The following is a 23,838-nucleotide window of genomic DNA, read 5'->3' on the forward strand; positions in this document are numbered from 1 at the left end:
CTATTCTTTACCGATCGTTCTCAATATGTTACATTTACTATTAGGGAGGGAATCGAATGGCAAGAAGCAAAGAATTCGAAGAGAACGAAGTATTAGATAAGGCGATGAAGCTTTTTTGGGAACAGGGTTACGAGAAGACATCTTTGACAGATCTTGTAGAGCATATGGGAGTTCATCGAAGAAGTTTATATGACACATTTGGCGACAAGCATACGCTGTTTTTGAAAGCCATGGACCGTTTTCGCGATAAAGTGAATGCTGAGCTTTCAAGAGAAGTTAAACGTTCCAAGACTGCAACTGAGGCACTTCAGCTTATCTTTAGTTTCATAATAAATGGTGAAGAAGATTCGCCCTCAGGCTGTTTGATGGTGAATTCAGCGGTGGAATTAGCAATGCGCGATGCCAATGTGGATTTGAAGTCCATTGAATCGTTCACATTATCAGAGAAGCTGCTCAAAGATATTATTCTGTGGGGCCAGCAGGATGAAGAATTTAGCTTGGATTTCAATGCCGACGATCTAGCGGAACATCTGCATTCTGTTTTTGTGGGATTAAGGGTAATGACTAGGACCTCAGTGCCTAAAGAAAAATTACATCGAATAGCCGATTTATCAATTAAACTTTTATATAAGTAATTATTATTTAAATATAATTGCTTATGCATATTCTAGAATGATTGTTCTCATAACTGAGTCTTGTCTCGTTTAAAGATCTCTTTAAACGATCCTTCTTATATGTTTTTTAGAATGATCATTCCCATATAGTGAATAAACGATGAATAAAAGGAGTAACAAAAATGATAATTTCTGAACAAGTAGCATTTGTCACTGGAGCAAATCGAGGTTTTGGCCGCCATCTCACGCTGGAGCTTTTATCCAGAGGAGCTAAGGTTTATGGTGGTGCAAGAAATCCGGAAACCATTAACATTCCAGGCGTTATACCAGTAAAGCTTGATATTACCAACACTCAAGAAGTTGAAGCAGCTGTTATCCTCGCTAAGGACGTGACGCTTTTAATCAACAATGCAGGCTCAGCTACTGGCGCCACTTTGCTGGACGATGAGGTAGAAAAAATACATTTGGAGTTTGATACGCATTTCTTCGGTACGCTGTCCATGGTTCGTGCTTTTGCACCAATAATTGAAAAAAATGGGGGAGGATCTATTTTAAATGTTCTTTCCGCATTATCTTGGTTTAGTTCAGGAACTGTAGGTGCTTATTCAGCTGCAAAGGCTGCAGAGTGGGCATTGACGAACGATTTACGTTTAAATCTATATCCTCATAATATAAGAGTATCAGGATTACATGTGGGCTTTATGGATACAGACATGACAACCAGCTTAGAAGTCCCCAAAGCAAGCCCTGCAGATATCGCAAAAATAGCTATTAATGGCATAGAATCTGGCAGCTTTGAAATTATTGCTGATGATAACAGCCGAATGATACAAGGTGGACTTGCAGGTGGCGTTCCTGCACTGTACCCTCATCTTTCTTAATAACAATTTCATTTCTAATTTAATTCATAAAGGGGAATAATAAATGAACAAATTGTGGAGTAATACGAAAATTGGAAATATGGAATTACCTCATCGTTTAGCAATGGCACCTATGACACGTAGTAGAGCACAGAAGGACGGCACACCTGGAGAACTAAGCTCTCTTTACTATGCTCAGAGAGCATCAATGGGATTAATTATTAGTGAAGGTACACAACCATCTGATGATGGTCAAGGTTATTTAAATTCACCTGGCATCTATACTGAAAAGCAAATAGAAGGTTGGAAAAAGGTTACGGATGCGTCGCATGAAGCAGGTGGCTTTATGTATATACAATTAATGCATGTGGGCCGTATATCGCACCCCGACAATACTCCGCATCATCGACAAGCAGTTGCACCTTCTGCGATCGCACCTGGTGTAGAAATGTTTACTGCTAAAGGAATGCAGGAAATACCCGTCCCACGAGAGCTAAGTGAAGAAGATATTCAAAATACTATTGCAGACTTCCGAAGAGCAGCTGCAGCAGCTATTAAAGCAGGTGCTGATGGGGTGGAAATTCATGGAGCCAACGGTTATCTAATTAATCAATTTATTAGTGAAAATTCTAATAAACGAATCGATAAATACGGTGGATCTGTGGAGAACCGTGCTCGGTTTGCAATTGAAGTAACAAGAGCAGTCGTTGAAGAAATTGGAGCAGAAAGAACCGGTTTCCGTATTTCACCAGGAACACCTCTTGGTGGGATTGTTGAAGGCGCACAAGGACCAGAGGTTTATCGCCATCTTGTAAAAGAATTAGCTAATTATAATTTAGCATACCTCCATGTGATGCATTTAGGGAATGAAATACTGCTCCATGAAATTCGTTCAATTTGGACAAATCCATTATTGGTCAATCGAGTAGGGCGGGCACTTGAAGATATTAGTGTAGATATTGATAGTGGTACTGCTGATGTCGTACCAGTCGGTATCTGGTCTTTAGCTAATCCGGATTTTGTGGAACGACTAAAAAAAGGAACACCTTTAAATGAAGTTGATCCTAAAACATTATACTCTGGTAACGGAAGCTCAGGTTATACAGACTACCCTAGAATGGAAGAATTAAAAACTCAACATCAATAAGAATATGTGGAATCACAACTGGCGTACAACTGAAAATTGTACGCCATAAAATTTTCAAATGGAGAGGAAGCTGGCAGAACATGAGAGCTGCTCAAATACAATACTCAAAAGAAATTCATTTGGAAATAAACAATGTTAAGATACCGGAAATCGATAATCGTGAGGTACTCGTTAAAGGATAAGCTGCAGGTGTAAATTCTTTAGATATTCTTATTTTAAAAGGCAGTATCCCAATGATTGCTAATTATGATCTCCCATTAACATTAGGCAATGAACTATCTGGTGTTATAGAAGCATGTGGTAAAGATGTTGTTGATTTTCAGGTTGGTATCTCGAAGATAAATTGACTGAATTAGAACAACATAAAAACCCCGTAGACTATTACCTAATGGATATAGTATTTTTAATTGAAGAAAATTATTTGAAGATAGATTTATTATTATCATTATAGGGAGGGTGACATTTATATTTATGTAGGTAACTTTGTTCATTCATGGAGGGACTTATGAAGCTGTTGATCGTAGAGGACGATATTGGAATATCGCACACAATTGCAAGAGTTATGCAGGATGAAGGGCATAAGGTTACGGAGTGTCATAACGGAGAAGAGGGCTTGCATCACGCATTGTACGGCGAGTTCGATTTAATTATTTTGGATATTATGCTGCCTAAGGTTGATGGATTTACTTTTATCCAAGAGCTGAGGAAGCAAAGAGTGGATACCCCGATTCTTTGTCTGACGGCAAAAGACGGACTAAACGACCGGGTAAAGGGGTTAACGATCGGAGCGGACGATTATGTGGTGAAGCCATTCGAAATTCCAGAGCTGATTGTCAGAGCTAAAGTGCTGTTGCGCCGTTATGGCAAGGTTAATCAAGAAGAGCAGATTAGCTACGGCCCGATTGCTATTCAAGTTCGAAATCGAGCAATAACGGTCGCAGGAGAAGAGCTGACTTTAACAGAAAAGGAATATGAGCTGCTTGAGTACCTGCTCATGAATAAAGAGCAGATCGTGACGAAAGAGCAAATCTATAACCGAATTTGGGGACTGGATTCGGAAGCGGGGATTGGCATCGTCGAGCTCTATGTCCATTATCTTCGAAAGAAGCTGTCTTTATGGCATGCCGATCAATATATCCAAACCGTAAGAGGTTTGGGCTACATACTAAGAATAAACAAGTAGTTTTTCAAAGGGAAATCAAAGGTTCATCTTATATATTCTTCTTATACTCTATAAAGGAGAGATTGATGAATGAACCTTGTAAGACAGATGTTTAAGAACACACGATTGACTATTTTATTAGCTGTGGTACTTCTCGTATTGCTGATTGCAGGCGGTTTGTTTGGGCAGACCCAACATCAGCCAGAGAGTTTCGATGGATTGATTCAGAAGATGGCGGTAGATACGCTTAAGGATGACCCTGAGATACAGCTTTATTTTGACGTGAAAAATGTGGAGGGAATCCGATGGGATCCCACTAAGCTTACGGACCTGTCGGATGCCGATTACGAACTATTAAACGATAAGAAAAATGACTGGTTAAAAAAATTGAATAACTATGATGCTGCTAAGCTTTCCCCGGAAGACAAACTCACCTACGATATCCTAAAATGGGACCTAAGCGCGGCGCAGCAGGTATATAAATATTGGGATTTGAACACGAATGACTACCTTTCCCTAAGCAATTTTCCGCCGTATTTCGCGAACAACTATCCGATTCGCAGCCAAGCAGATGCAAAGAATTATATCGTTGCGCTGAACGGGTTTTCAGATAAAGTCGCACATGTCATTAATAGAATTCAAGACAGACGGGAGAAAGGTATTGTCCCTGCTTCTGAATTTCTTAAGGAAATGCTTACGAGTTACAGCAAATTGCAGAATACGAAACCGGAAGAAACGATTCTGTACAGTTTGTACGCAGAGAAATTAACCGAGTTAAAACTCAATCCCTCCGAAGAGGAAAAGCTGAAAAAAACGTTAGCGCAAACCCTAACCGATCATGTACTGGCTTCTTACGGCAAACTTGCCGATGTGATCAAGAACGATCTTATGAAGCAAGCATCCGTGAACCAAGGAATCTGGAATCAGCCGGGCGGCAGCGAGTATTATTCTGCAAGGCTCAAACTTACTACGGGTACGGACCTTAGTCCTCAGAAAATTCACGAGATCGCTAAACGCAAGGTAGAAGAGATCGAGAAGGAGCTAAGAAGCGGGGCTTCGGGTCATGCACAAACTACATCTGCAGCCAGATTCCTAACTGGAGATAAATTGCTGCAAGCGTTAAACAGCAGTCTGTCGGATGCCACGCCCTACTTGTCCGATTGGTTTGAAGAGGAGCTTATCCAGGACCATCCCGTGGATGTGCGGGCGTATTCGGCTCTTTTCGCATCGGCAGGTGGAATGTATATCCCCTTATCTATAGATGGTGATAGGAGCGGGAGATTTGTCATTCCACTCGAAAATCCGACCTCCGAAGAAATAGTTAAATTGCTTGCCTTGCATGAGGGTATTCCAGGACATCACTTTCAATTCTCGATTCAATATGATCAACCATCCATTCCATTAATCCGCAAAATAACGATGACGGCTGGATTCGTAGAGGGATGGGCGGTCTATATGGAAAGTTTATGCGCGGAGAAGGGGTTGCTTGATCGGAATATGGTACTAAACCGTTTGCTGGGCAATTCCAGGGGTACCGTGATAGATACGGGTATCCATGGGCTGAAGTGGACAAGAGAACAAGCTAATGAGTATCTGGTTAGTGTTACCGGAACGGGGAACGATGCTTTGATCGACAGTGTCATTGCCTATCCTGGACTTAACGAAAACTATGCGATCGGATCGGAGCAATTCCAATCCCTTCGGGAGAAAGCGGAAAGCGAACTCGGGGATCGCTTCGATATCAAGGCATTTCATTCCGTTCTTCTTCGAAACGGGAATATGCCATTTCCAATATTGGAGCAGCAAGTGAATCAATACATCAAATCCGCCAAATAAAAGGAGAGCAAACCCCGGTATGATTAAACGCACGTTAGTACGAATGACGATATGGAACAGCACGGTCGTATTTTGCTTGCTCGTCACACTGGGGGGAGCGTTATATGGGTTGGCACATTATCGGATCTATTCCGATATTGACCGTCATCTGGTGTTTAATATTGACCACATGCAACAAATTTCTCTAAGTAACGGGGAGCAAGTACTTAACATTGATTCGAAGGAACCGGAACGTTTTATGATGTCATTTTATTGGGATTCCAACGATGCATTGATTCAAAGCGTATATTATAAAGTACCATATATCGAATTGAGTTCGATGCTTCGGGAAAAACAAAACCACATGCGGCCCGAGTCGATACTCGTGGGTAAGAAATCCTATCGATTCGTGAGCAGACCCTATCAGGGTAAATTGCCAATAGTCGAGAAACTGTCGAACATTCCTTTGAAACAATTCAGATATTTACGGAAATTTCCGCCGAGGTGTATTATTTGAACCGGTTATTATGGTGTATTAGTATTGGAATCGGTGTCGGCGCGTTATTATCTATCATCGCAGGTTACGCTTTGGCTAGACGGGCGCTCATACCAATTCAGAAGGCTTGGGATAAGCAGCAGCAATTCGTTGCAGATGCCTCTCACGAGTTGAGAAGTCCGCTCTCGGTCGTCCGAGGGCAAACACAAATATTGTTACGCCATCCCGATCATACGATCGAGGAAGAAAGCGCTCCAATTTCAGCCATTCTGAAAGAAACTAAAAGAATGAGCAACATGGTAGACGGCCTGCTTCTTCTGGCAAGAGGCGATTCACATGAGGAAGTTATCTCATGCACACCTGTTCGTATTGACGTGATCATTAAAGAGATCGCCAAAAAAATGGAGCCAATAATGGATTACAAGCAGTTGCGGGTACAGCTTCATGTCGAAGGCTCGGAATTGCTCATGAATGGAGATGAGAATCGTCTCATACAGTTGTTCATGATTTTGTTGGACAATGCCATTAAATTTACGCAGGCGGATGGGCAAATCGATCTTGAGTGTCTTAGGCAGGGGAAATCAGTTCTTATAACCGTCAAGGATAACGGAGTGGGTATTTCGGAACATGAATTACCACTCGTATTTAATCGCTTTTATAAGGGAGATTCCTCTAGAAGTAGAGGGGATCATGGAGCAGGTCTAGGGCTATCGATCGCGCGTTGGATCGTCGATCAACATCAAGGTACTGTCCACATTAGCAGCGGGGTAGGGTGTGGTACGACAGTTAAGATTCGTTTTCCGGTGATTAGTTAAATAATAATAGTATTCTTCAAAAGAGACTTACAATTGTTGTCGGGACTGTCAGAATAGACCCGGACGTAAAACCATTCCTTTGTAAAGGTGGTGCCCCGAAACGGGAAGCAAACCCAAAAAACATAGGACAATTATTCCTGCTAAGTTATATAATATAAGAGGAAAGTAATATGCTGCTTTTGCTACCTGCGACCTATTCATGAAATGCCTTAGCAAAATTGGTAGATGCTTTACTATTAATAATTAAGCGGGGAGAAGGCTATATGAAACGAAAGAGTTGGATTTATTCGCTAATGCTAGCAATTATAGTATCTGTTGTATTCGGGGTTGGCAGTATTTATGCGGCTGCACAGAACATCACCGACATTGTCAAAGTGACCAAACCTGCTGAGATAAAAGTTGGGGAGTGGAAATCATACGAAATAGCCATCACTGACTGGACCGATGCAGACGTTACGGAACATGACTTCACTCCAATCTCTTCAGATGAGAATGTTGTCAAGGTCGTACGAAAAACGCAATGGGTTTCTGAACTTCATGCAATAAATAAAGGGAATGCTACCTTAACTGTCAATATTGGAGAAAAGTTTGAACCTTATGTATTCACTGTTCAAGTGGTGGATGATTATACAGTCATTCCTGAACCAACTAAGCCGGTAGTTATAAAGGAACCTACACACGAAGAAATTATGTTACAGGATCTTGAAGATTACATTGAGCAATTGCAGCCATTAGGAAGCTATGAAAAGAAAGCCATAACTACGTTAAATCAAAATAAACTCCTGAACGATTCAACAAGAAAAACACTCTTTCTTACTTTAAACAATACTGTATTGCCCAATTATACTAAATTTGTATCCGGGTTGAAAAACCTCAAAGCTAATAATGTAGAGTTGAAAGAAATACATACCTACTATCTGGCAGGAGCAAAACTCCAGTTGGAAGGGTTCACTATAATGCGGGACAGCTTGAAGACGACCAAAATAAATTGGTCCAAATTCAATGCAGGTGAAAAGAAGGGGGCAGAAGGAATTAAGCAATTGAACAAATCCGAAATGCTTCTTGACAAGTATGCAATTAAATATGTCAAATAAATAAAATAATAAACAGAACCCTTAAAGTGCTTTAAGTTAAGGGTTCTGTTATTTTTTTTGAGGGGCCTGTGCCAAATATATAGACCATTAAGGCATGCCGGCAGGGAGTTGGGGCACGAATGCTTCAAGAATGTAGATTATGTCTTAAAGATAAAGTTCTTATAAATTCTCACATCAGCACAAAAGCTAACTTCAAAATGGCTTTTAAATACCAAGAGGTTAAAGGTAAGAGCGCTGAAAGTATAAATTTTAAGATGTATTATGAGAATACAATCAACACAAGAATCACTGAATATCAATGCCCCAATCATAGCTTAAGAAAAAAGAAAACTATTTCAAAAATGAAATCCCATGTACCAGCACGGATATCCATTGATTATCCAAAAAATTATGAACTGATTAATTACGTAAGTTCTTATATAAAGAAGCATGATTATTGAAAACTGCTCCAGTTGAGTTGTTTTTTCATGGCCAGAATAGGGGCTTTGTCGGCAAAGGGACTAAGTTTTGAGCTATGTATAATCTAAGTAGAATGCATCTTAGTGACATATGTACAAAATACGGGTTTTGTGAGGAAGTAGTATATAAATTAATGGAAGCAACCAATTTGATCCACATTATTGCCCATTTACTGTTTATTAATGATTATCTAAGCAATGTTCAAAATTGCTGCCCTTTCCTAAGCAATTGATTCTTATTTAGTAATCGTATTATCTAAAACGAGTATTAAGCTTTAAAGCTCATCAAGTCTCGCATAAAACTTTAAATGCTGACCATGTTTTATTGTTGCGCTAGATTACATAACTCTCAATTATATAAAAAGTTATTCATTACCATTATTTAACTTTTAGAATCATCCTCATACATGTTCATCATTAAACCTTCAATTTCAAAGTAACTCTTCAGCTAACCTTAATTGTCTTTCCCGTTCTTTAGTTGTTGCCTCAGCAACTGAAGAATGATCTGATATGTAATTCACCAGTTTTACTGCATAATCACTGCAAACCATAGCGTGTCCTCGCATATGTCCAGTTGCTATGGCTTGTGCAAAAGAACGGGCAGCATACTTACTAGCCTCGGTTGTGGACTCTTTGGCCAATTCATTGACTATGAATCCAACTTTTCTTAAATCAAAGGCTCTAATCTCACCAGTTATACGCTTTTCTAGCGTTTCTATACCTAAATCAATCCGCGGGTCATTTACAAGCTGCTGGTCCAGATGATCCAGGTGCTCAGCTGCTACTTTCAAAGCCCATTTGGCCAGAAACTTCTGCGGCAGCTTTTCAAGCATGGCTTCAAGTCGATTTCTTAATTCATGGTTATCTATAATCTTTATCTTTGGAGTACTGTAAGTAAATCCTTTAGTTTCTCTTATTTGCTGCTCATGTTTATTCCACGCGTATTCCTCAAACTCCAAACACACCACTCCCCCATTACAACACGGCACTGTTTAATTGCTTCAGGTCTTCTTTTATAAAAAGAGTGTACCATACTGAAAAAATGTAAATTAGCCAGATTCTACGCGAATAGTCGCCTTTATTACTCCGATGCTGGGTAAACATCTCTTCGATGATATTCATATTGAATATTTCTTCAATGCCACTATATCGTATTTGTTCGAACATTATATCTGAAATTGGTGTTTTGAGCCAATCACGAATGGGTACGGGAAATCCTAGTTTCGGGCGATTCACAATAGCTTCCGGAACGATTCCTTCCATAGCTTTACGCAAAGCAAGTTTTGTTGTTTTTTGCCCAATCCGATTGGATACAGGTATTTTACTAGCCGTTTCGAAAACCTCTTTATCTAAAAATGGGACTCTTAATTCTAATGAATGTGCCATGGATAGCTTATCTGCTTTTGATAAAATATCTCCAGGTAACCAAAAATTCATATCAATAAACTGCATTCTTGTCGTAGGGTCTAGGTGAGCTGTCTTATCATAAAAAGGCTTAACGATATCCGTAGGATGTAAAAAGCTATTCTGAGCGTGTACCGATTCGTGGAGCAAGTTCATCTTACCGCTTTTGTTAAAGATGTTAGCATTTCCGAAAAAACGCTCTTCTAAAGGTGTCAGACCCCGAAGTAAATAATTCTTGCCATAAAAATGATAGGGATATACAGATAATGATTTTCGTAACGAATCCTTTATGAAGTTAGGCATCCAGGTTATCGGTTTTAATGCATTTGGCTCTCTATAGATTCTATACCCTCCGAATAATTCGTCAGCGCCTTCCCCTGATAGGACAACCGTGACATGTTCTTTTGCAAGCTGGTTCAGATGATAGAGTGCAATAGCGGAAGGGTCTGCAACTGGCTCATCTAGATGCCAGACTGTTTTTGGGATACTTTCAAAAAAGTCTTTTTGCGATAAAATGTGAAAATAATGATCTGTCCCCAGTTTGGCTGCCGTTTGATTTGCAATGATTGTTTCATTGTTCAGCCCTTCAAATCCAATCGAGAAGGTCTTTGTTGATTCTTCTGCTCTCATCATTGCAGCTATTGCGGTGGAGTCAATTCCACTGGACAAAAAACATCCTCTATCCACATCACTTTGTAAATGAAGATTTACAGACTCTTTCAATTTCCATTGAATTTCTTCTGCGTAGTCTGCTAAAGATCGTACTACCGGTTGAAAATGGGGTTCCCAATATTTCTCGATCTTCATTTCACCTTCCGAGTTAACAAATACTCGCTCTGCAGGTCCTAATTTATGAATGTGTTCAAACATCGTATCAGGATGCGGGACATACTGAAAAGTTAAGTAGCTGAATAAACTTTGATACTGAAGCTTTCTGGGTACCCCTTGCACTGCAAGTATGCTTTTAATTTCCGAAGCAAATAAAAGATTATTTTCGTCTTTGTAATAATAAAAAGGTTTGATCCCGAAATGATCTCTAGCAGCAAAAAGAGATTGTTCCTTAAGATCCCAAATCGCAAAACTAAACATTCCACGTAAATGATGGACACAGTCCTTGCCGTATTCCTCAAATAAATGCACAATGACCTCTGTATCTGATTGCGTCTGAAAGTGATGTCCCTTTAGCTTAAGTTGATCTCGTAGTGTTTTATAATTATAGATTTCACCATTAAAAATAATCCAAAGAGTACGATCTTCATTCGTCATCGGTTGATTGCCATCACGTAAATCAATTACAGACAATCTGCGAAAACCAAGTCCAATGCGAGAATCGAGCCATACTCCCTCATGATTGGGACCTCGGTGATTCATAACCCCTGTCATTTGTTTTAAGGTTTCTTCATGTGGTGGCTGTCCATTATATTTTAATATTCCTGCTATTCCGCACATACTATGGTAGTCCTTCCTATAATAAAGATTAGGATATAGAGTGCCCATAATTGCTTTGATAAATTTATCATTTTTTTCTAAAGGATTCACTTATTTGAAAATACAAAAAAGAAAAGCCTGAATTAGCAGGCTTTTCTCATTCATTCTTACTTTATCTCTCCCATAAAGCTTCTAAAGTTCTCGACAATCTCTTTAGATCGGGTATGGTGCAAATAATGCTCCCCATCAAGCAACATCAATTTCCCGTGTAAGGCGTCTTTTATCTGTTCTTTATGCAGGGATTCCCAGCCTGGAACATCCGTATTTTCTTTCACAAGGAAGAAAATAACAGGAAGATCTTTAGGGAAATTTAATGTTTCCGTGGCTTTGAAATTGCTTTTAAAATGCTCTGCTTCGCTGATGATATTAGGATTCATCATGTTTTTAAGTGAAATCATTCTATTTTGTTCTTTAGTTTCCTCATCATCACTTGGTGTAACGATTTGGGCCGGGTTGAGTTTTACCATCAATCGCATAAATCCTGATTTTTTAAGCAGCTTATAGGTTCCAGATGGAAATTCTTCATCGTTGCCCCCTTGTGTGGGTACGCTGCTGTCGATGCCTACGAATGCACTAACTTCGTTTTCGTATTTGTTCACATAGTCCAGTCCGTAAATTCCCGCTATAGAATGTCCCATCAGAATATAACGATCTATCTTTAATTCTTGTAAAGCTTCATGAAGCTCACTCACGATATTGTCGACCGTTCGTTCTTTTGTGGTGACATCGCTTAGTCCATAACCAAACGGCTCAACTACTACAACTTTATAGAAAGGAGTCAGTTCATCTACAAGTGGTTTGAAATCAATTACGGGTGATGCGGTTCCAAACCCTGGGAGTAACACGACTGTTTCCTTGCCTTGCCCTTGTATGGTAACATTCATCTTTTTCCCGTCGACAGGTACAAGCTGACCATAGGGTTGTATTTTTCCTTTCTCCACTTTATTGCTGATCACATTGACTGTAAAAACGATGACCAGAAAAAGTGCTATGAGTATGACTATAGCGACTATTACTTTAAGTAAAATTAATAATGTTTTTTTCATACTTTCATTTCCTTCCTTGATGTTTCTTTTAATTTCTCCAACTTCTGCACCCCTTCATGTTATCCCTTATCTTTTGTCTATTTCATTCTAACAATCCAGTCTTAGATCCTGTGTAACGCAAGTTTAATTGATTCTTAACTTTCACCAGCTCCTAATGATAACGAATTAAGCTTCTGTTAAGATTTATATAACAAAAAACACCTCTAGATATCCGTCGATCAGCCATAGGCTAATCTAACGTTATCTAAAGGTGTTGTTTCTACTTATTAGTTCATTGATTATTTACGCGCTGCACGAAGCTTCTCAGGGGTTACGTCATTTCCATCCGGATCTAAAATTGTCACTCCAGAAAGACTGTTACGGACTTGTCCACGAATTTCACGCAGGTAGTCTTCACGCAAAGCGATCTGTTCAACCCATTCGCCTTGTGTAAGGCCTACTTCACGTTCTTTCTTAGCTAATTCATTGATGCGAGTCAAACTTGTAATCATCTATGTTCCTCTTTTCTTGGTTTTAATTAGCTTACTAATGGTTATGGCGGATAGGTCCTGATTCAAGCTAAATTATCAGCCATTTGTTTCATAAGTCTTCTTAATAATAAACGTTCTTCAGGTATAATTCCGGCTAGTAATTTATCCAGCTGTTTGTTCCAAATCTGTTCCACAGGTTCGCAGAGACTTCGTCCGGCTAGGGTTAGATACACTCGGCTAACTCTGCCATCTTCAGGATCTCTTTTTCGAACAACAAACCCATGATTTTCAAGAGATTTCACCATATTTGTTATGGTTGGAGGCTCACAATTCAAGCGTTCACTTAGCTGTATCTGTGTCATTCCATCTGTTCTCCATAACCGGCATAATAACTGTTCTTGACCCACATGAAGATTAAGTTCTCTAAGCAGCTCTGCATAATCTCTACGCATTTCCGCTGATATTCTATCCAGTAGTTCCCTTATCTCATCTTCTATCACAGATATTTCCTCCGTACTGCCATACAAATTACTTAGCAAGCTAATAATATCACGATTTATTAAAAATTTCAAATAAATGTCCGGTAACGTTCATCCTGTCTGCTGACCAAACCATTAAAAAGGAGTAACACCACAAGATCATGTAGATCTCGGTTTTACTCCTGCTCAGTCGACACTTGACTTCGTTCTCAATTATTTTGTGGAAGCCGTACTTCAAACATCGTCCGCACTACGCTGCTTTGTGCAGAAACTGTTCCAGCATGTTGTTCCACAATATTTTTAGTGATAAATAAGCCCAGTCCCGTACTCCCTGTGGGATGCGTTCGCGCTCGATCCCCGGTGTAGAACATATCAAAAATACGCGGCAGCTCTTCCGGATCAATACAATCTCCATAGTTAATAATCTCAATAACGACTTCGTTTTCTTCTAGATAACCATGGATATCAATAAATTGACCGTCGCTTCCATATCGCGCTGCGTTGGTGAGGAGATTCTCAAATACACGCGCCAGCAGTTCACCGTCCCCCTCTATCTTCAGAGGTTGGATTACATCCAAGCGGGAAGTAAGACCATTTTTTTCAAAAACGGGATATAACTCTTCATTTAACTGCAAAAGAAGCTCACTCAGGTCGATCGAGGTTTTTTCAAGCGTAAGCTTACCATAGTTCATTCTTGTGATTTCAAATAGCTCATCAATTAATTTTTCCAAACGTTGAGATTTAGTATAAGCAATCGTTGTATAATGTCTGGTCTGTTCTGGCGTTAATTCATTGTCCTTCAAGATAAAATCCAAATAACCTATAACGGAGGTAAGTGGTGTACGCAGATCATGTGCCAGATTTAATACAAGTTGATCTTTACTGCTCTCCGCAAAGTCGCCCCGCTCAATAGCTTCCTGTAGATGATCAATAGCCAGATTGATATCATGGCCAATAAGGCCGAACTCATCTTTAGAAGGGATATCCACCCGCTCCGAGAAATCACCCGACGCCAGCTGATGGATCCCTTTCGAGATTTCCTTGAAATAATTTGCATATGGTTTAGTAAATATAAAAAAGAATAAGATGGCCAAAGGAATGAAGATAATCAAAAATGCATTAACATCACCGATATCCCGCATCAAGTAGCGAACTTTAGTCAATGGATTTTCTAATAAGACCTCTGATCGATAATATCTCTGCAGAATTTTATAGATTGAAAAGGTAATTCCACCGGATACAAGCATACTGGCCATCAGCAGCATAATCATTTTTGTACGAAAGCTATAAATCATTTTAGGCATTGGTTGTATACCCTTCCCCTACTATTTATCTTTGTAGTGACAATGGTATATGAATTCATTCAAAATCTCAAATCCTTCGAATCAAAGATCTTTCCGCACAAAAATCCGCAGAGAAATGATATATGAACAGCTAAGCAAGAATACATAAGCCAGCCCTAGGATTATAAAGGGAATGACTGTACCTTTCACTCCAAAACTCAGCCATCTGTTCACATCAGGGATCCACTGGATCAAAAAGCTAAACACGTTCGGTCCAAACATTACAATCATCATAAAAACAAGATTAACCACTTGCGCTCCCTTTGCCCCTAACCAGTAATGAATCGGTAAATAAAGCATCGCAAGGAGAGGGAAAATGGATATCGTAATGCCAACCTCTTGCCAAAAATGAGGGGTTACGGCTTTGCCTGTTACAATAATCAGCAGATAGGTAAAGGACGTTGCTGCCAGCCCAACAAGCGCATGCGGAAGGATCGATAAGTATTTGGCACGGACAAGCTCTTGTCTCCTTACAGGGAGATTAACGAGAAACCGTTGTGTCATCTGCTGAGTATCCATTGAGCAGGAGCTTATCAATAACAGCATGGGTGGCATTACCGTAAATAAACTGAAGCTATGATAGTTCGAGTACGCTATAAAAATAAAGAAAGGGATTAGCAGCATCAGAAATTTACGCAGAAGAATGAAGTCTTTTTGAATTAAAAAAAATGATTTATACACTTTACGTCCTCCTTAGCTTATAACTCTTCCTTACTAAACAATCGTAGTGAAATTCTATACGAGCAGTACAATATAGATAGATAAACAATCCCTATCAAACCAACCGGCACCAGATGATCTTGCAGCTTTAAATGGGTAATTGTTAAGAAAAAGGATGAATTTGAGAGTGAAGATCCAGTGTTTAGAGTGGTTATCGTTATTACTACATTAAAAAGGATATTGAAGTAATAGTTTTTGGAACCAAGCCAATAATGAATCGGCAGATAAATAGACGCAGACAAAGGAATCATAAGTAACGTTAAAGATACCCCTATCCAATAAAACGGGCTAATAGAATATCCCAATGAAAAGGAAATTAGTAACAAAGCGAAAGAGCAAACCAAACCGATGAAACAATAAGGAATAAGTGATAAGTATTTAGCCAAGATAATCTCTTGCCGTCTTACTGGCAACCCTATAACAAACTTTGTGTTGTTATTCAATGCATCCATAGAACAGGAGTATACGAGCAACAGTAAAGATTGAAATGTAGCAAACATGCTGGAGTTATCCAGTTGAACATATGCAATAAACAAGATACTCAAGAGAAATATAGGGATAAAATTCCGCAGTAGGATAAAATCTTTTCGAATCAGCAAAAAGAGGTTAAACATACAATGCGTTTCCCTTTACCGTAAAATACATGATTTCTTCCAGGGTAGGTGTTTCGCATATGGCATGATCTCTAAAGAAGTGTTCCCCCTCAGAGCGATTGTTCAGAAGCCCCTCGAAACCAACTTCCGTCTCTCTAAGCCCGATGAACCATTTTCGCACATCCCGATCAAGCAACTCTTTGTTTCCTTTTACCATCATATATTTGTTGGCTAGTGATTCCTTCATTTCATTAAATACTAGGCGCCCTTCGTTCACAAAAACAATATAGTCCGCGATCCGGTCCAAATCAGTCGTATTATGCGTTGAAAAAAGAATAGACTTCTTTTCATCCTGGATATGCTCACTAAGCAAATCAAGCAACTCTCTTCGGAATATAGGATCAAGTCCTGCAGTAGGTTCATCCATAATGAGCAGATCTGCACCATGTGATAAGGCAATGGCGAGCGAATACTTCATTTTCATTCCTTTGGAGAGCTCCTTAATCTTTTTCCGCGGGGAAAGCTTGAACATCTCTATGTATTTCCTATACGTTTCTTGATCCCAACGACTATAAAAAGGAGCAATAATCTTACTCATCTGATCGATGGTTAATTGATCGTAAAAGTAATTCTCATCGGAGACATAGCCAATCCGATCCTTATTCTCTGCTTCATGCATAGACATCTCTTGGTCAAAAATCTTGACGCTGCCGCGATCAGGAAACACCATCCCCATCATCATTTTTATTAATGTTGTTTTCCCTGCCCCATTCGGCCCAATTAACCCCGTGATATACCCTTCTTTAATACCGAACGTAAGTTCGCATAGGCTAAAATGGCCATATTTTTTAGAAATTTGGTCCAATTGAATGACTTCTTTCATTCTGTCTCCTCCTCATAAAGCAATTTCAACATCTCACTAAATTCAGCAAAATTAATCCCCAGCATTTTACTCTCGTCGATAATCTCCTTCATTTTGTGCTCCATAATCCGTAGCCGTTGTTCCCGAATAAACTCCTGATCTGCACCAGAAACAAAGGAACCTTTCCCCACTATTGAATTGATAAGCCCTTCTCTCTCCAGTTCTTCATAGGCTCGTTTCGTTGTAATTACGCTAATCTGCAGTTCTTTAGCTAATAGCCGGATAGAAGGTAATGGGGTGCCAGACACTAACTCTCCTTGCAGAATCATCTGGCGGATCTGGCTGACAATCTGTGCATAGATGGGTTCACCGGAAGTGTTGGATATCAATATGTTCATGGAATCGTGCCCTCACTCCTAGTTTATGTGTTATCAATGTATATATGTAATATATACACTATACTCAATGTTGTCAATTACCTTTCTTGTATCGGCAAAAAAGCTGATTCCTAGGATCTAAGAACCAGCTTACACAGTTATCAGATATTTTCTCCATCACAATAATCCAGCACTTTTTAAAAAACGGCTAACAATATCTATCTGATAGCGAATCCGTAGGTCACGATCAAGGCTCCAGCAGGTTTCCACAGTAAATGCTTTAGCCCCTAATATACGGGTAACGGCTGCCCTTGAGGAGCCGGGGCGCTCCCGTAAACGGATATTAAAATGATAAGCGGTTTTGGGAATCGTACGATTAATGCCTTTGATGACACGTTTTGCTGTACCTATTCCTCGGCTTCCCGGAGTGACGATGATCGACTGGCCAAGTCGCTTCGGATTTTTTTGTGACAACCCATTTGCTTCATGAAGATCCAGAAACCAGGTGGGACGATATCTTACTACTAGCTGTAGCAAAGCTGAAGCTAATGGATGTTTTGCCGCTGTTTTGTTAGAACGTGGAAAGGTGCGATTTAAATCGGGTACACCTCTGATCCGTTTGCGGTAAGCTTTTTGATTCATTAGAGGTACTACAATGATCGTGCCCCGGTGTATATACAACCTTCTCTGATTAAAACGTTCTACAATGATCTGTGCGGCACGAATACTTCCTGTCTCATTCCCATGTATCCCCGACACCACCATAAAGACAGGACCAGGAAGCTCACCTCTAATCACATAATAAGGGGTAGCATAAGCTGTGGACGATGCTAAGGTATAGCTTTCAACGATCATATAGGATCACCTCCACATTTAGATAATCCATATATGTGTATTCCGATGTCCCCCAGTTGTCCTAGACAGATAAGCAAGAAGAAACGACGTTGTCTTTTTTAAAGATAACATTCGTTTCTCGTAGAAATACAATCAAAAAAAGCCTGATTTTTCAGGCTTCCTTAGTCCTAACTAATTAATTTATTTATACGCCGGGAGCCAGTCTCCATGGGCTGTGATCAGCTCGTCGCACATATTTGTAATGTCATCCATCGACAATTCAGCTGCTGTATGTGGATCGAGCATTGCGGCGTGATAGATATGTTCTTTCTTATGGGTAATCGCTGCTTCGATCGTTAACAATTGTGTATTAATGTTTGTACGATTCAGTGCGGCGCACTGTGGAGGCAGATCTCCCACGTAGGTCGGAGTTACTCCGCTTCTATCTACTAAACAAGGGACCTCTACACATGCTTCTTTTGGCAAATTGGTGATAAGACCTGTGTTCATAACATTGCCACCTATTTTGAAAGGCACATTAGTTTCGATGGCTTCCATGATATAAGACGCATATTCATGCGAACGTTCATGTTTAAGTTCTTTGTTATTAACCAATTCTTCACGCATTTGTTGCCAACGTTCAATTTGATCTACACAGCGGCGTGGATACTCGTCAAGTGGAATTTGAAACCGTTCGATAAGCTCAGGGTAATTACGTTTGATAAAATAAGGATGATACTCTGCGTTATGTTCCGAAGATTCCGTAATGTAGTAACCGAATTTAAGCATCATTTCATAACGGACCATGTCTCCGTGATGTTCTTGTTGCTTCTCAGCGGCACGGCGTTTAATTTCCGGATACAAATCCTCGCCGTCTTTAGTAACCTCTAATAACCAAGCCATATGGTTAATCCCAGCGATCTTAGCCTGAACACCTGTCTGATCCATACCCAGATGCTCGAACAAGCCCGGAATACAATGCTGCACACTATGACATAATCCCACCGTCTTTACACCGCCATAGGTATTCATCACATTGGTCAGAACTGCCATAGGATTCGTATAGTTCATAAAGAGTGCGTCCGGACAAACCTCCCGTACATCTGCAGCAAAGTCCAGCATCACTGGAATAGTACGCAGGTTACGGAATATCCCACCTATGCCAACCGTATCCGCAATCGTTTGCCGCAAGCCATATTTCTTCGGAATTTCAAAATCTGTGATGGTGCAAGGATCGTAACCTCCCACTTGGATTGCATTAATGACATATTTAGCTCCACGCAAAGCTTCTTTACGATCCGTATAGGATTTCACAACACAAGTGCTGCCGCTGCTCTCTTTTATATTATTTAGCATATTCTCGGAATCTTTAAGGCGTTGTAGATCAATATCATACAGGGCAAGTTCAAACCCTTGCAGGGCTGGCGTTCTCATACAATCTCCCAACACGTTTTTGGCAAATACGGTGCTGCCCGCTCCGATAAATGTAATTTTAGACATGTGAAATATTCCTCCTTATAGGTGAGGTGAACGGTGTTAACATCGCAGTTTTATGGAATAGAGTAAACTATAATTCCCTTATAAACACTAGGATGTCGGATCATCACCGTCTGCTCTCTTCACTAATCACTATAAATGAGAGCGGTCCCAATGAGTATGGAGAAATACAAGAGATATATGGACGTTTGTTGCATTTGTATATTCAATCCTATAATCTAAATGTATTATAAAAGCAATCTTGGGGAGGTCCTAAGTGAATGGCTTCAGAGCATTATCATTTTACAGCAGGGTTTAATCTGGCTCCCGATGATCATGACCTATCTGTATTATTCAGCGGAGAAGGCAAGCCTGTTCCTGGCCATAAAATGGGCCCCTCTGTGCATGATTACTATCTCATTCATACAGTAATTGATGGTGAAGGTGTTTTTCAAAGTGGCAGTAATTCGCAGGGATGTAGTAAGGGGGATACCTTTGTAATTTTTCCGGGTGCGTTATTTAGCTATCAGGCAGACATGGATCGTCCGTGGACATATGTATGGGTGGCCTTACAAGGGGAAGCGGTTGAACAGCTACTACACGAAGTGGGAATTACAAGGGACAAGCCAATAATCCACTTAAATAACCTAATAGAGATACATAAAATATATGAACATATTCGTTTATCCTTTCAGCAATCTGCTTATCCTCGACTGGAGAGCTTAGAAGCTTCGGGTTGGCTGCGGCTGCTAGTGCACAAATTCGGTGTTGCGAACATAAGTTCGCTTCCCTCTCAATCGATAGAATTACCGGATGTTATCGACCGCCAGATCGATCAAGCGATCCGTTGGATTTCTCTGCAGTTTCATCAACAGATCAGTATCGACCATATGGCATCGTCTCTAGGCTATCATAGAGCGCACCTCTCTAAAGTCTTTAAACAAAAGATCGGCATGTCTCCCAAACAATATTTATTAAAGGTACGGATGGATAACGCAAAAAAACTGCTAGGAGGAACGCTGACCATCGACCAGATCTCGTCTTCGGTCGGTTTCAATGACGCGTTATACTTCTCCAAGCAGTTCCGTAAGTGGAGCGGCATGTCTCCCAGTGAATTTCGAAATCATCTTCGAAATGGCAAGTGATTGATTTTTCTTACGTTTCTTTCATGGCTTTAGATAAAATTGAACTAACAAACATTGTCTTTCCTTCACAATAAGCGTCAATGTCATCACGATGTTGTGCTGCCAGGTGCTGTTTGACCTCTGCATAGGCTTGACGCGCTGCTGTATTCGATCGCAGATAGTCTCTGAAAGCGATATGCTCCAAGTAGCCTTTTCCATCCTTAGGGCATACATACAGATGATATTTCATAAATCCATCAGCCTGAAGTCTTTGAAACGCTTCTCTTCCCTCTATTCCCAAGTTCCCTTGGTGTTCATATCCATACTGTTGTAAACGTTCTATGATTTGTGGGAGTACATCGTAGCTGTCCATCACAAGATCAAGGTCGATGATAGGTTTAGCAGCTAGCCCTTCAATGGAAGTACTGCCCACATGCTCGATAGAAATAATAAGATCTCCGACATAAGATAAGAGCTGTTCTTTTAATCTATTGAATTCTGCCTTCCACTCTGGGTTATACGGGACAACCTCTATAACTTTCGTCTTCTCAGCGATGATCAAACACCTCCCGGGGATAATAAAAGGTACTGTAATACGTTTCTAGCTAATCTCCGGTATATCCTCTTTCTCGATCACTCTATAAACTATCCATATGCATAGAGCGGCTATAACTAGCGTTCCCCCCATTAAGCAGACACCACTCCAACCCCAATGCTGCCATGCAAAACTTCCCAGTGTGGATCCAATCGCTCCACCTGTAAAAGTGCTGACCATAAAAACAGTATTAATACGACTGCGAGCCGCTGGTTCAAGTGCATATATCCGTGTTTGGTTACTGACCTGTGACCCCTGTACCCCAAGATCCAGAATAATAACTCCTGCAATCAAACTCCAGATCGTAAATCCGGCTAAACCAAAAAATCCGTAAGCAATTAATGTAATTAACAGTAGGATTCCTACAATCTTTTTGGGAGCAATTCTGTCTGCTAACCTCCCGATAAATGGAGCACCAGCAGCACCTGCTACTCCAATAAGACCAAACAATCCTGTAATAGAGCTACTGTAGTGATAAGGTTCTCCTTCCAGAAAGAAAGCTAGAGAAGTCCAGAACACACTGAAGCCGCCAAACATGCAAGCCCCAATTAAAGATGACTCACGAAGCGTCGAATATCTGCGAATCAGTTGCCCCATTGATTTCAGCAGATCGGAGTACGAAGAATTATTGTCTGGTTTCGTTGCCGGAATTAACCGATAAAGAATAAGGGATAGCAATAACATGACTACTGCGGCAATCCAGTACATCGCCCTCCAGCCGAACATATCCCCTATAATTCCGGATATTGTTCTTGCTAGCAAAATACCAAAAAACAATCCGCTCATTACTGTGCCTATAACCTTCCCCCGCTCCTCCGGTAAAGCCAACTCAGCCGAGAGAGGAATGATGACCTGCGGCACCACCGTTGTTATGCCGATAGCAAAGCTGGCGATATACATCCAAGTGAGGTTTTGTGCGGTAGCGAAACCAATTAGTGACAGTGATACAGCAATAAGAAGTCCTGATATCAGTGTTCTGCGTTCACGAATGTCACCTAGTGGAACAAAAAATAACATTCCCAGCGCGTATCCGATTTGAGTAAGCATCGATACATATCCCACTGCGTTAGAGGATGCATTAAATGTGCGTCCTATCTCAGCCAGGAGCGGCTGATTATAATACATATTTGCCACGCTTAGTCCTGATGCAATGGCTAGAATTAAGATGAATTGCTTAGATAGACCTTCTCCTACACGAACAGCAGCGCCTGTGATAGATTGTGTCATGAAATTATGTGCCTCCGTTCACGTATGCTGCTTCAAACAGCGAGCTTTATTTTCCCTAATATATTATAACAGTCAATGTCAACCTTCCTTCTTCAATAGCTTAATAATTAGTAAAGGAAAAAATATAAATATCTGTATAAGTACAATTTATAGTAAAATATATAAATCTGAGCTAGGAGTGGATGGACGTGCACCAGAACGAACGAATCATAAACAAATTACAAACGAATCCCTTAAAAAATGTAAGCTTGTTAAAAATGTTAAACTCCTTCCACGAAGTCATGGAAACACATCTAGTTGAGCAAGGTGATCAGTGGGGTATTGTATTACTTCTTCCAGCCACAGCATACGCATATGATCATAGGGTATATCCTCAAGCGGATTACATCGTATTTTTGGATTACAGCTGCCCCGATATATTTCCAGCTTTATTACCACTGCTCCCAGCACAGGCAAAGCTTGTTTTTAAACTACAGGATGTGAAGTACCAAGAGGCACTGTCTGCACATTTTTCTTTAGAAAAAGCTCGGGGGTTTTTCTCTTACAGCACAGCTGAAGGATTAAGGTATAGTAAGGACAAAGAGGTGGCAATCAACCATTCATTTGATGAACGGCTACTTCCACTTTGGGCTGCTAACCATTACAATAAGGAAGAAATTGAGGAATATTTCCAAAAAGGAGCGTTTTCCGTTTCAATCTTTCAGGGCGACAATCCGGTTAGTACCTGCCTAGCGTTCCGAAATGAAGAGCAGATTTGGGAAATCGGCGCTGTACATACTTTAGAAGCATTTCAAAGATACGGATACGCGAAAAAGGTAGTTCGCACAGCCATACATGCAACGTTAGAACGAGGCTTTATTCCACGCTATCACGTCCTTGAAAGAAATCAAGCTTCCATTCGTCTAGCTGAATCTATTGGACTTGTCCCTTGTGTGCAGCTAGAGCACTGGATTAACTACATTCAATAACATTTTCTATTGGAGGTGATTTTAATGAGCTATCCACCAAACGACAATTTGAACTATTATCAGCCTCCACCCCCTCCGGCACCGACGAATGGCAAATCAATCGCTGGTTTTGTCTTGGGAATCCTCTCCATTGTTGTACCTTATATTGGCTTTCTGTTAGGAATTATTGCGATTATTCTATCCGCCTTATCGCTGAAGGAAATCCGTAATCGTTATGAACAAGGCAAAGGCCTAGCGATTGCAGGTCTGGTATGTGGAATTGTGGGCACGCTGATGTACGCAATTATTATATTATTCGTCGTTGTGTTTGTTTTTGCAGCTTCTACTTACTAACCACGAAAAGGATCTCAATAGCCATCATTGGCTGCTGA

Annotated in this window: 25 protein-coding genes and 1 pseudogene; 12 read left to right on the forward strand and 14 right to left on the reverse strand. The window is 40.3% G+C overall.

Going from position 1 to position 23,838, the window contains the following annotated elements:
• Positions 1 to 56 precede the first annotated feature (56 nt).
• From MHH60_RS02440 to MHH60_RS02480, 9 genes and pseudogenes are all read left to right on the forward strand, one after another.
• Positions 57 to 635, forward strand: a complete 579-nt coding sequence (locus MHH60_RS02440; RefSeq protein ID WP_076133021.1) for a TetR/AcrR family transcriptional regulator — start codon at positions 57 to 59, stop codon at positions 633 to 635.
• Positions 636 to 796: 161 nt separating this feature from the next.
• Positions 797 to 1,495 (forward strand): SDR family oxidoreductase, encoded by a 699-nt coding sequence (locus MHH60_RS02445; protein ID WP_076133019.1) that lies wholly within the window; start codon positions 797 to 799, stop codon positions 1,493 to 1,495.
• A 43-nt stretch (positions 1,496 to 1,538) separates the two neighbouring features.
• Positions 1,539 to 2,621, forward strand: a complete 1,083-nt coding sequence (locus MHH60_RS02450; RefSeq protein ID WP_076133018.1) for an alkene reductase — start codon at positions 1,539 to 1,541, stop codon at positions 2,619 to 2,621.
• A 194-nt stretch (positions 2,622 to 2,815) separates the two neighbouring features.
• Positions 2,816 to 2,968, forward strand: a pseudogene (locus tag MHH60_RS02455) (alcohol dehydrogenase catalytic domain-containing protein); the annotation flags it as partial.
• 158 nt (positions 2,969 to 3,126) lie between these two features.
• Complete coding sequence (locus MHH60_RS02460) at positions 3,127 to 3,804, forward strand: response regulator transcription factor (RefSeq protein ID WP_076133016.1); 678 nt, start codon at positions 3,127 to 3,129, stop codon at positions 3,802 to 3,804.
• A 69-nt stretch (positions 3,805 to 3,873) separates the two neighbouring features.
• Positions 3,874 to 5,619 carry a DUF885 domain-containing protein gene (locus tag MHH60_RS02465; protein ID WP_076133014.1) on the forward strand — a complete coding sequence of 582 codons (1,746 nt, stop codon included), beginning with the start codon at positions 3,874 to 3,876 and terminating at the stop codon, positions 5,617 to 5,619.
• A gap of 19 nt (positions 5,620 to 5,638) precedes the next feature.
• Positions 5,639 to 6,115 (forward strand): hypothetical protein, encoded by a 477-nt coding sequence (locus MHH60_RS02470; RefSeq protein ID WP_076133012.1) that lies wholly within the window; start codon positions 5,639 to 5,641, stop codon positions 6,113 to 6,115.
• The gene (locus tag MHH60_RS02475; protein ID WP_076133010.1) at positions 6,112 to 6,909 is read left to right on the forward strand and encodes a sensor histidine kinase; all 798 of its coding nucleotides are present in this window, start codon (positions 6,112 to 6,114) and stop codon (positions 6,907 to 6,909) included. The genes MHH60_RS02470 and MHH60_RS02475 overlap by 4 nt, the downstream gene beginning before the upstream one ends.
• Positions 6,910 to 7,172: 263 nt before the next feature.
• Positions 7,173 to 8,003: a hypothetical protein gene (locus MHH60_RS02480; protein ID WP_076133009.1), complete on the forward strand. Its 831-nt coding sequence runs from the start codon at positions 7,173 to 7,175 to the stop codon at positions 8,001 to 8,003.
• A gap of 889 nt (positions 8,004 to 8,892) precedes the next feature.
• On the opposite strand, the gene MHH60_RS02485 is transcribed toward MHH60_RS02480, so the two are convergent.
• The 12 genes from MHH60_RS02485 to MHH60_RS02535 all read right to left on the reverse strand — a co-directional run bounded on the left by MHH60_RS02485 (position 8,893) and on the right by MHH60_RS02535 (position 19,577).
• Entirely contained in the window at positions 8,893 to 9,420 is a 528-nt protein-coding gene (locus MHH60_RS02485; protein WP_076133005.1) for a putative immunity protein, read from the reverse strand.
• A 16-nt stretch (positions 9,421 to 9,436) separates the two neighbouring features.
• Positions 9,437 to 11,314: an asparagine synthase (glutamine-hydrolyzing) gene (gene asnB, locus MHH60_RS02490; protein WP_076133003.1), complete on the reverse strand. Its 1,878-nt coding sequence runs from the start codon at positions 11,312 to 11,314 to the stop codon at positions 9,437 to 9,439.
• A gap of 146 nt (positions 11,315 to 11,460) precedes the next feature.
• Positions 11,461 to 12,399 carry an alpha/beta fold hydrolase gene (locus MHH60_RS02495; RefSeq protein WP_076133002.1) on the reverse strand — a complete coding sequence of 313 codons (939 nt, stop codon included), beginning with the start codon at positions 12,397 to 12,399 and terminating at the stop codon, positions 11,461 to 11,463.
• A 278-nt stretch (positions 12,400 to 12,677) separates the two neighbouring features.
• Positions 12,678 to 12,890 (reverse strand): DUF896 domain-containing protein, encoded by a 213-nt coding sequence (locus tag MHH60_RS02500; protein WP_036676956.1) that lies wholly within the window; start codon positions 12,888 to 12,890, stop codon positions 12,678 to 12,680.
• A gap of 62 nt (positions 12,891 to 12,952) precedes the next feature.
• Positions 12,953 to 13,369 carry a MarR family winged helix-turn-helix transcriptional regulator gene (locus MHH60_RS02505; RefSeq protein ID WP_239498746.1) on the reverse strand — a complete coding sequence of 139 codons (417 nt, stop codon included), beginning with the start codon at positions 13,367 to 13,369 and terminating at the stop codon, positions 12,953 to 12,955.
• Positions 13,370 to 13,557: 188 nt separating this feature from the next.
• Positions 13,558 to 14,652, reverse strand: a complete 1,095-nt coding sequence (locus MHH60_RS02510; protein ID WP_076133000.1) for a HAMP domain-containing sensor histidine kinase — start codon at positions 14,650 to 14,652, stop codon at positions 13,558 to 13,560.
• 81 nt (positions 14,653 to 14,733) lie between these two features.
• The gene (locus tag MHH60_RS02515) at positions 14,734 to 15,372 is read right to left on the reverse strand and encodes an ABC-2 transporter permease (protein WP_076132998.1); all 639 of its coding nucleotides are present in this window, start codon (positions 15,370 to 15,372) and stop codon (positions 14,734 to 14,736) included.
• Between the two features lie 17 nt (positions 15,373 to 15,389).
• Positions 15,390 to 16,025, reverse strand: a complete 636-nt coding sequence (locus MHH60_RS33205) for an ABC-2 transporter permease (protein ID WP_076132997.1) — start codon at positions 16,023 to 16,025, stop codon at positions 15,390 to 15,392.
• Positions 16,018 to 16,887 (reverse strand): ABC transporter ATP-binding protein, encoded by an 870-nt coding sequence (locus tag MHH60_RS02520; RefSeq protein ID WP_076132995.1) that lies wholly within the window; start codon positions 16,885 to 16,887, stop codon positions 16,018 to 16,020. Before MHH60_RS02520 ends, MHH60_RS33205 begins: the two co-directional genes overlap by 8 nt.
• Positions 16,884 to 17,264: a GntR family transcriptional regulator gene (locus MHH60_RS02525; RefSeq protein ID WP_076132994.1), complete on the reverse strand. Its 381-nt coding sequence runs from the start codon at positions 17,262 to 17,264 to the stop codon at positions 16,884 to 16,886. The genes MHH60_RS02520 and MHH60_RS02525 overlap by 4 nt, the downstream gene beginning before the upstream one ends.
• 156 nt (positions 17,265 to 17,420) lie before the next feature.
• Complete coding sequence (locus tag MHH60_RS02530) at positions 17,421 to 18,098, reverse strand: M99 family carboxypeptidase catalytic domain-containing protein (RefSeq protein WP_076132992.1); 678 nt, start codon at positions 18,096 to 18,098, stop codon at positions 17,421 to 17,423.
• Positions 18,099 to 18,278: 180 nt separating this feature from the next.
• Positions 18,279 to 19,577, reverse strand: a complete 1,299-nt coding sequence (locus MHH60_RS02535) for an alpha-glucosidase/alpha-galactosidase (protein WP_076132990.1) — start codon at positions 19,575 to 19,577, stop codon at positions 18,279 to 18,281.
• 257 nt (positions 19,578 to 19,834) lie between these two features.
• On the opposite strand from MHH60_RS02535, the gene MHH60_RS02540 reads away from it, so the two are divergent.
• Entirely contained in the window at positions 19,835 to 20,698 is an 864-nt protein-coding gene (locus MHH60_RS02540; RefSeq protein WP_076132989.1) for an AraC family transcriptional regulator, read from the forward strand.
• Between the two features lie 10 nt (positions 20,699 to 20,708).
• Here MHH60_RS02540 and MHH60_RS02545 read toward each other — a convergent pair whose 3' ends face one another.
• Both MHH60_RS02545 and MHH60_RS02550 read right to left on the reverse strand, forming a co-directional pair.
• Positions 20,709 to 21,239 (reverse strand): GrpB family protein, encoded by a 531-nt coding sequence (locus tag MHH60_RS02545; protein WP_370511151.1) that lies wholly within the window; start codon positions 21,237 to 21,239, stop codon positions 20,709 to 20,711.
• Between the two features lie 39 nt (positions 21,240 to 21,278).
• Positions 21,279 to 22,499, reverse strand: coding sequence for an MFS transporter (locus tag MHH60_RS02550; RefSeq protein WP_076132987.1), 1,221 nt, complete (start codon positions 22,497 to 22,499; stop codon positions 21,279 to 21,281).
• A 188-nt stretch (positions 22,500 to 22,687) separates the two neighbouring features.
• Between MHH60_RS02550 and MHH60_RS02555 the strand changes: the two genes are divergently transcribed.
• Together MHH60_RS02555 and MHH60_RS02560 are read left to right on the forward strand one after the other, a co-directional pair.
• Positions 22,688 to 23,467: a GNAT family N-acetyltransferase gene (locus MHH60_RS02555; RefSeq protein ID WP_076132985.1), complete on the forward strand. Its 780-nt coding sequence runs from the start codon at positions 22,688 to 22,690 to the stop codon at positions 23,465 to 23,467.
• A 24-nt stretch (positions 23,468 to 23,491) separates the two neighbouring features.
• Complete coding sequence (locus MHH60_RS02560; protein ID WP_036676925.1) at positions 23,492 to 23,800, forward strand: DUF4190 domain-containing protein; 309 nt, start codon at positions 23,492 to 23,494, stop codon at positions 23,798 to 23,800.
• Positions 23,801 to 23,838: the final 38 nt, after the last annotated feature.

The organism is Paenibacillus sp. FSL H7-0716 (assembly GCF_038002705.1).
Lineage (GTDB): Bacteria > Bacillota > Bacilli > Paenibacillales > Paenibacillaceae > Paenibacillus_AQ > Paenibacillus_AQ odorifer.

What these genes read in the sequence shown, in the direction of transcription:
- MHH60_RS02535 (WP_076132990.1), bottom strand. Translation starts at nt 19,577, where the DNA reads ATGTCTAAAATTACATTTATCGGAGCGGGCAGCACCGTATTTGCCAAA.
- MHH60_RS02510 (WP_076133000.1), bottom strand. Translation starts at nt 14,652, where the DNA reads ATGCCTAAAATGATTTATAGCTTTCGTACAAAAATGATTATGCTGCTG.
- MHH60_RS02495 (WP_076133002.1), bottom strand. Translation starts at nt 12,399, where the DNA reads ATGAAAAAAACATTATTAATTTTACTTAAAGTAATAGTCGCTATAGTC.
- MHH60_RS02450 (WP_076133018.1), top strand. Translation starts at nt 1,539, where the DNA reads ATGAACAAATTGTGGAGTAATACGAAAATTGGAAATATGGAATTACCT.
- asnB (WP_076133003.1), bottom strand. Translation starts at nt 11,314, where the DNA reads ATGTGCGGAATAGCAGGAATATTAAAATATAATGGACAGCCACCACAT.
- MHH60_RS02520 (WP_076132995.1), bottom strand. Translation starts at nt 16,887, where the DNA reads ATGAAAGAAGTCATTCAATTGGACCAAATTTCTAAAAAATATGGCCAT.
- MHH60_RS33205 (WP_076132997.1), bottom strand. Translation starts at nt 16,025, where the DNA reads ATGTTTAACCTCTTTTTGCTGATTCGAAAAGATTTTATCCTACTGCGG.
- MHH60_RS02500 (WP_036676956.1), bottom strand. Translation starts at nt 12,890, where the DNA reads ATGATTACAAGTTTGACTCGCATCAATGAATTAGCTAAGAAAGAACGT.
- MHH60_RS02540 (WP_076132989.1), top strand. Translation starts at nt 19,835, where the DNA reads ATGGCTTCAGAGCATTATCATTTTACAGCAGGGTTTAATCTGGCTCCC.
- MHH60_RS02460 (WP_076133016.1), top strand. Translation starts at nt 3,127, where the DNA reads ATGAAGCTGTTGATCGTAGAGGACGATATTGGAATATCGCACACAATT.
- MHH60_RS02525 (WP_076132994.1), bottom strand. Translation starts at nt 17,264, where the DNA reads ATGAACATATTGATATCCAACACTTCCGGTGAACCCATCTATGCACAG.
- MHH60_RS02470 (WP_076133012.1), top strand. Translation starts at nt 5,639, where the DNA reads ATGATTAAACGCACGTTAGTACGAATGACGATATGGAACAGCACGGTC.
- MHH60_RS02440 (WP_076133021.1), top strand. Translation starts at nt 57, where the DNA reads ATGGCAAGAAGCAAAGAATTCGAAGAGAACGAAGTATTAGATAAGGCG.
- MHH60_RS02560 (WP_036676925.1), top strand. Translation starts at nt 23,492, where the DNA reads ATGAGCTATCCACCAAACGACAATTTGAACTATTATCAGCCTCCACCC.
- MHH60_RS02445 (WP_076133019.1), top strand. Translation starts at nt 797, where the DNA reads ATGATAATTTCTGAACAAGTAGCATTTGTCACTGGAGCAAATCGAGGT.
- MHH60_RS02465 (WP_076133014.1), top strand. Translation starts at nt 3,874, where the DNA reads ATGAACCTTGTAAGACAGATGTTTAAGAACACACGATTGACTATTTTA.
- MHH60_RS02530 (WP_076132992.1), bottom strand. Translation starts at nt 18,098, where the DNA reads ATGATCGTTGAAAGCTATACCTTAGCATCGTCCACAGCTTATGCTACC.
- MHH60_RS02480 (WP_076133009.1), top strand. Translation starts at nt 7,173, where the DNA reads ATGAAACGAAAGAGTTGGATTTATTCGCTAATGCTAGCAATTATAGTA.
- MHH60_RS02550 (WP_076132987.1), bottom strand. Translation starts at nt 22,499, where the DNA reads ATGACACAATCTATCACAGGCGCTGCTGTTCGTGTAGGAGAAGGTCTA.